This is a genomic window from Stenotrophomonas sp. STEN022 (genome assembly GCF_056760155.1).
Window position 1 is genome coordinate 20,285 of the sequence record NZ_JBRREG010000068.1, and the last position, 6,945, is coordinate 27,229.

Annotated in this window: 6 protein-coding genes; all 6 read left to right on the plus strand. The window is 64.8% G+C overall.

Annotation, left to right across the window (positions count from 1 at the left end; genetic code table 11):
- The first annotated feature begins 62 nt into the window (after positions 1-62).
- The 6 genes from ACVOMF_RS14315 to ACVOMF_RS14340 all read left to right on the plus strand — a co-directional run bounded on the left by ACVOMF_RS14315 (position 63) and on the right by ACVOMF_RS14340 (position 6,884).
- Positions 63-2,339, plus strand: a complete 2,277-nt coding sequence (locus tag ACVOMF_RS14315) for a TonB-dependent receptor (RefSeq protein ID WP_481509884.1) — start codon at positions 63-65, stop codon at positions 2,337-2,339.
- 268 nt (positions 2,340-2,607) lie between these two features.
- A complete protein-coding gene (locus ACVOMF_RS14320) occupies positions 2,608-3,168 on the plus strand; it encodes a nucleoside deaminase (protein ID WP_481509885.1) in 561 nt (186 codons plus the stop codon).
- Between the two features lie 157 nt (positions 3,169-3,325).
- Positions 3,326-4,381 (plus strand): 23S rRNA (cytidine(2498)-2'-O)-methyltransferase RlmM, encoded by a 1,056-nt coding sequence (gene rlmM, locus ACVOMF_RS14325; RefSeq protein WP_481509886.1) that lies wholly within the window; start codon positions 3,326-3,328, stop codon positions 4,379-4,381.
- Positions 4,382-4,688: 307 nt separating this feature from the next.
- Positions 4,689-5,606, plus strand: coding sequence for an SMP-30/gluconolactonase/LRE family protein (locus ACVOMF_RS14330; protein ID WP_481509893.1), 918 nt, complete (start codon positions 4,689-4,691; stop codon positions 5,604-5,606).
- A gap of 63 nt (positions 5,607-5,669) precedes the next feature.
- Positions 5,670-6,392, plus strand: a complete 723-nt coding sequence (locus ACVOMF_RS14335; protein WP_481509887.1) for a hypothetical protein — start codon at positions 5,670-5,672, stop codon at positions 6,390-6,392.
- Positions 6,393-6,482: 90 nt separating this feature from the next.
- On the plus strand, positions 6,483-6,884 hold the full coding sequence (locus tag ACVOMF_RS14340) for an EF-hand domain-containing protein (protein ID WP_481509888.1): 402 nt from the start codon (positions 6,483-6,485) through the stop codon (positions 6,882-6,884).
- The last annotated feature ends 61 nt before the right edge of the window (positions 6,885-6,945 follow it).

Consider the following 6,945-nt stretch of genomic DNA (forward strand, 5'->3'; position numbering starts at 1 on the left):
AACAAAGCACCGACACCCTTCCGTTACCGGCGCGCGCCGGCCCTCCCACGGAACGGTAGACCATGATCTCCAAACGCCTCAGCCTCGCCATCACGCTTGCCCTGTGCACCAGCCACGCCTACGCCGAAGCAGACTCCGCCGACAACGCCTCCGCGCAGACGCTGGATACCATCTCGGTGATCGGCCAAGGCCAGACCCGCCAGGTGCAACGCATCGGCGAAGTCGACAAGCAGGTGTTGCCGCCGGGGAGCAGCGGCCAGAAGATTCTTGATCGCCTGCCCGGTGTCTCCGTGCAGTCCAACGACGCCTTCGGTGCCAACGAAGAATCGCAGACCATCAGCCTGCGCGGCTTCGACAAGACCCGCCTTGGCTATACGCTCGATGGCATCCCGCTCGGCGACAACAGCTATGGCAACTACAACGGCCTGAGCATTGCCCGCGCCATCATCGCCGAGAACCTGGGCGGCGCCGAGTTGTCGCAGGGTATCGGTTCGCTGGGCGTCGCTTCGACCAGCAACCTCGGCGGTGCCATCCAGTACTTCTCGCAGGATCCGTCCACCGTATTCGGCGGCCGCGCCAGTGTCACCGTTGGCGATGACAACCAGCGCCGTGGCTATCTGCGCGTGGAAACCGGCGATCTGAATGGCTTCTCTGCCTATGTCTCCGGCGTGCATCAGGATGCCGACATGTGGGCCGCACCGCACCAGAACCAGACCACCCGCCAGTTCAATGCCAAAGCAGTGTGGAATGTTGGCGATCACCGTTTCGGTGCCTTCGTTGCCACCTCGCGGGCAAGCCAGGCCAACTACGCCTATCTGTCCAAGAGCATGCTGCAGCGTGGACTGGGCTACGACTGGAACATCTACGCGCCGGATTGGGACCGCGCCGTCGCCGCTGCGTACTGCGCGCCAGCGACCTTCGACCCCACGCGCTGCGCCTTCACTGGCGGCGTCAACAGCATCGACGACGCCTACTACCAGAGCCGCGCCTTGCGCGACGACAATCTGTATTCACTCGATGCCAGTCTGCATCTGGGCTACGAGCTCAACCTCAAGCTGCTTGGCTACCATCATGACAATCGTGGCCAGGGCCACTGGTGGGCACCGGGCCAGCCCTCGTACCCGGGCACCGACCGCATGCTACCGATCTCGATCCGCAGCACCAACTACACGATTGATCGCCAAGGCCTGACCGCTGCGCTGTCGTGGAACGTTGGCATCCATGAGCTGGAAGCCGGCCTGTGGTTCGAGCAGAACGACCACAACGTCGAACGCAACTTCTACTACATCGACGGTCCCTTCCTCGACGACACCTACCTCAAGAACCCAGACCGTCGTCTGTTCGATCAGGACTTCGACATCCGCACGCGGCAGTTCTACGTGCAGGACCGCATGCGCTTCCTCGACCAGCGCCTGACCGTGGATATCGGCATCAAGAGCCCGAATACGCGCATGCGCGCCACGGCCAAACCCGGCACCGAGCAGAAGCTCGCGTCGGGCACGCTGACCGCCAAGGAATCGCTGCTGCCGCAGCTGGGTGTCGGCTTCAAGCTCAATGCCAACAACGAGCTGTTCGCCTCCTATGCCGAGAACATCGCCGCCTTCGTCGGCGGCGGCAGCGGCGGCCCGCTGCAGGTTTCACCGGAGTCGTTTGCCGCCAGTGCCGGCCTGGAACCGGAGAAGTCCAAGACCTTCGAGGCCGGCTTCCGCAGCTTCGGCAGCAGGTACCAGGCTTCATTGGCTGCGTACCACGTGATGTTCGACAACCGCCTGCTCTCGCTCAACCCCTGCACAAGCATCGAAGTCGGTACGCGACCGGAGTGCATCACCCGCTTCATCAACGTTGGCTCGGTGAAGAGCCAGGGCGCGGAACTGACCTTCATCCTCAAGCCGACGCAGGGCCTGCAGTGGTACAACGCGCTGTCCTGGAACAAGACCACCTACGAGGACGATTACATCTCCGGCGGTGCGATCGTGCCGGTGGCCGGCAAGATCACCGTCGATACCCCACAGCGCATGGCATCCAGCGAGCTGAGCTGGAACCGTGATGGTTGGTTCGCCAGCCTTCGCGGCAAGTACACCGGCAAGCGCTACTACACCTATACCAACGACCAATCGGTACCGGGCGTGACCACCTTCGACGCCGGCGGCGGTTACAGCTTCGGCCCCGGGCTGGGCCTGCAGAACGTCAAGGTGTCCTTGAACGTCACCAACCTGACCAACAAGCGCTACGCCGGCCAGCTGAGCTCGTTCGCTCCGACCGACCCCACCGGCACCCGCTATTCCATCCACGCCAGCGCCCCGCGGCAGATCTTCATGACGGTGGGTGCGGAGTTCTAAGCGCTTGGCCCCCTCCCTTTGGCCGAAGGCCAAGGGGAGGGCTGGGGAGGGGTGCTTTTCGCGTCAACCCCAAACCCACAAGCAAAAGCCAACCCCCTCCCAACCTCCCCCTTGGCTTCGCCAAAGGGGAGGGGCTGAGCGCGGCTCCGCTCAACGTCAGCGTGCTCGGCCAACCCTCAGACCTGAACAGCCCCCGCGCCCAAAGCCAGCCCAGCGCCCCAGTCCGCTAAACTGGCTGCCGTTTTTTGCCACAACGCCGGTCATCATCATGCTGCACGCCCAGGTTCACCTCACCCTCCCCGTCTGGATCCACGACGCCGTCGACTGCGACCGTGCCTATACCAGCGATGCGGACAAGGTAGCGCTGGCCATCGAGCTGTCGCGGCTGAACGTTGAACACGCCAGTGGCGGCCCGTTTGGCGCAGTGGTATTCGGCCCGGACCACAAGGTGATCGCCGCCGCCGTGAACCGGGTGGTGCCGCATGCCACCTCGCTGGCGCATGCCGAAAACATGGCGTACATGCTGGCCCAGCAGAAGCTCAACACCCCGCGCCTGAACGCGCTGCTGTCGCCGATCACCCTGGCCACCTCCTCGCAGCCCTGCTGCCAGTGCTACGGCGCCACCGTCTGGGCCGGCATCGACCGACTGCTGATCGGCGCCTGCGCCGCCGACGTGGAAGAACTCACCCCGTTCGACGAAGGTCCGCTGCCGGCCGATTGGGCCGGTGAGCTGAACAAGCGTGGCATCGAGGTCGTGCAAGGCATCAACCGCGACGACGCCCGCGTCGTGCTGCACAGCTACGGCAAGAACGACGGCGCACGCTACTGACCAAAAGCCCCTCTCCCACCGGGAGAGGGGTTGGGGTGAGGGTCGGGCAGTTCTCATGCAGTCTGCTACCGAAGCGTCACCTACCCTCATCCGCCCTACGGGCACCTTCTCCCGGCGGGAGAAGGAGAAGCCCACCCGCTCCACACCAAGGATTTCCATGACCGGCCTGCTCTGCTACTGCCGCCAAGGCTTTGAACCGGAACTGGCCGGCGAATTGAACGACCGTGCCGGCCATGCCGGCATTGCCGGTTACGCCCGCACCCAGCGCAATGATGGCTATGTGGTGTTCGTCACCGACGAGGCCGAAGCGCTGGACCAGCGCCTGCCCTGGCGCGAGCTGATCTTCGCCCGCCAGAAGCTGCGCGTTCTCGCCGAACTGCCACAGCTCGATGCCACGGATCGCATCACCCCGATCATTGCCGCGCTGGAAGGCCAGCAACGGTTTGGTGATCTGTGGGTCGAGCATCCCGATTCGGACGCCGGCAAACCGCTGGCCGGCCTGGCCCGCGCCTTCGGCAATGCGCTGCGCCCGGCGCTGCGCAAAGGCGGCCTGCTCACTGACAAGCCCAACGGCAAGCTGCCGCGCCTGCATGTGGTGTTCGTCGATGGCACGCATGCCTTTGTCTGCGTCTCCGATACCCGCGACAGCGCACCGTGGCTGCTGGGTATCCCGCGCTTGAAGCTGTTGCCGGATGCACCCTCGCGTTCGGCCTTGAAGCTGGAAGAAGCCTTCATGACCCTGCTGACGCCGGAAGAACGCGAAGCGTTGGTGGTGCCGGGCATGCGCGCGGCGGACCTGGGTGCCGCACCGGGCGGCTGGACCTGGGTGCTGACCCGCCAGCATCTGCATGTGAGCAGCATCGACAACGGCCCGCTGCGCCAGCATGTGCTGGACACCGGCCTGGTCGAACACCTGCGTGCCGATGGCTTCCATTGGCAACCAGAGACTGGTCTGGACTGGATGGTCTGTGACATGGTCGAGCAGCCACGCCGCGTGGCCGAGCGCATGGGCACCTGGCTGCGCGAAGGCTGGTGCAAGCACGCCATCTTCAACCTCAAGCTGCCGATGAAGAAGCGCTGGGATGAGACGCGCCTGTGCCTGGATCTGTTTGCCGAAAAGGCAGGCAAGCCGCTGACGATCCGCGCCAAGCAGCTGTATCACGACCGTGAGGAAATCACGGTATTCGTGACCCCAAGAGCCAAAGGCCTTTGATCTAAGCCCCTCTCCCGCGTAGCGGGAGAGGGGTTGGGGTGAGGGCAGCTTGCGCTTGCAGCTGGAGCGCCCCCTGTAGTGGGGGGGGGGGGGGGGGGGGGGGGGGGGGGGGGGAGGCGCGGCCGCGCCCAGGACGGCCGCGGGGCCGCCCCCCCCCTCGGTCGCGGCCCCCCCCCCCCACCCCCCCCCCCCCCCCCCGCCCCCCCCACTACATGCCCCGCCCCCAAAGTTGCCCTCGCAACCACACCCACGCTCCAGCCCAAGCCTCTGGCACACTCGCGCTTCCACCAACACGGAAGTCGCCGCCATCGCCCGCCAGATCACCCGCGCCCGCATCGCCGCCTTCGCGCTCATCACCCTGAGCAGCACCACACTGGCCGCCGACACCTTCATCGCCCGCGACCACGTCAGCGATGGCATCTTCACCACCGGCATTGAAGGCCCGGCGACCGGCCCGGATGGCGCGCTGTACGTGGTCAACATCGGCAAAGACGGCACCATCGGCCGCGTTGATGAAACCGGCAAGGCAACGCTGTTCCTCACCCTGCCAGAAGGCAGCATCGGCAACGGCATCCGCTTCGGCAGCGATGGCACGATGTATATCGCCGACTACCCGCGCCACAACATCCTGCGCGTGGCACCTGGCTCAAACAGCGTCAGCGTGTTCGCGCATCTTCCAGACGCGCACCAGCCCAACGACATCGCCCTCGCCCCCGACGGCACGCTTTACGCCAGCGATCCCAACTGGGCCAAGGCCGATGATGGTCAGCTATGGCGCATCGACCGCGACGGCAGTGTGCACCTGCTCGAAACCGGCATGGGCACCACCAATGGCATCGAGGTCAGCCCCGATGGCCAGCGCCTGTACGTCAACGAAAGCGTGCAGCGCAATGTCTGGGTCTACGACCGTGCCGCCGACGGCAGCATCAGCAACAAGCGCCTGCTGATCCGTTTCGATGACCACGGCATGGACGGCATGCGCTGCGACGCCGACGGCAATCTCTATATCGCCCGTTACGACGCCGGTGTGATTGCGGTGGTGGCGCCGGACGGCAAACTGCTGCGGGAAGTGCCGCTCAAGGGCCGCAAGCCCAGCAACATTGCCTTCGGTGGCAGCGATGGCCGCCAGGTCTTCGTCACCCTGCAGGACCGTGGTGCGGTGGAAACCTTCCAGGCCGACCATCCCGGCCGTGAATACGGTTTGCAACCCTCAGCCAAACCCTGAGAGCGCCAGTCTCAGCTGCTGCAATCCATATCAGGCATGCTGTAGGCCATGGGAGGAACCGCAATGCACAGCATCGAACTGAAGGACCCGGCCGGCTTCGGCAATGAATTTCTGCGACTGACCCTGATGCAGGGTTTCCAGTCGCTGACCAAGCGCGACCTGGAATTGTTGATCTTCGTATTGATCGAACGCGATGGCGCCATCAATCGCAGCGATTCCAATGCTGCCGTCGCCCTGCAGCTGCGGGTTACCCCCGCCAAAGTCAAAGGCCTGCGCCGCGATGGCTATGCACGCTGGCGGGCCCTGGTACCCGAAGAAGGCGACAGCGCTCTGCAACGCATCGTCGCGGCGGTGCTGACCGAGGCCAATCTGCGCTCCGGGGCAAAGCACGTCAGCGAGCGCAGCCGCAAAGAGGGCTTCCTTGCCATCCGTATCGAGCATCCCGACGATGCCCAGCGTTTCGAGCAGGCCATCCTCGATGTCGGCGCGATCCCGGTCTACGAGCGCAACCGCGAAGTGGTGGCAGTGCGCTTCGACACCCTGCTCAACATCGCCGAGCGCTGGAACTACCTGCAGCCCGATCCGCAGGCCACGCTGGATGCCTTGAAAAAGCTGGCCCCGGCCTCGGAAGAAGTCGCCGACCTGCTGAAGAAGGACGTCGCCCAACTGCGCTGGGTCGATCTGCGGCGCGCGCTCAACAGCCTGGGCGCGAAGGCGATCAGTTCTACCGCCGAAGGTGGCTTGAAGGGCCTGCTGAAACTGGTCTTCCCGTTCATTCCGGGCTGAGCGGTTGGCCCGTTCAGCTGCAGCGCACTACCATCACCATTGCCGCCACCCGCGTGGCGGAACCTGCTTCCACCATTGATGAGTCGTGCCATGCCCGCGTTTCGTATTGCCCTGCCATTGGCGTTTGCCATCCTGCTTCCCGTCGCCGCCAGCGCCCAGACCGTGCCGCGCCCTGAGCCTGCGGTCAGCATGCCGTTGAACGATGCGCCGGTGCATGTGCGCGAGCAATCGCTGTCCACTGGCAAGGTCACCCATTCCACGCAGATCCTGATGCCTACCGATCAGGCCCAGGTCACGGTGCGTTCGATCCAGCCGGACAGCGTGATTGGCAATTACCGCATCGACTTCGACGCGATGGATGTGGATGGCGATGGCTTCATCAGCCGCGAGGAAGCGCAGGCCAATCCGGCCCTGGCTGATGAGTTCAATGCCTTGGATACGGCGCGGCGCGGCAAGCTGTCGCGTGAGCAGTTGGCCGGCTGGCTGCGCTGAAGCTTCACCTGTAGTGCCGAGCCACGCTCGGCAAGGGGCTTTACCAGTAATGCCCCAGCCG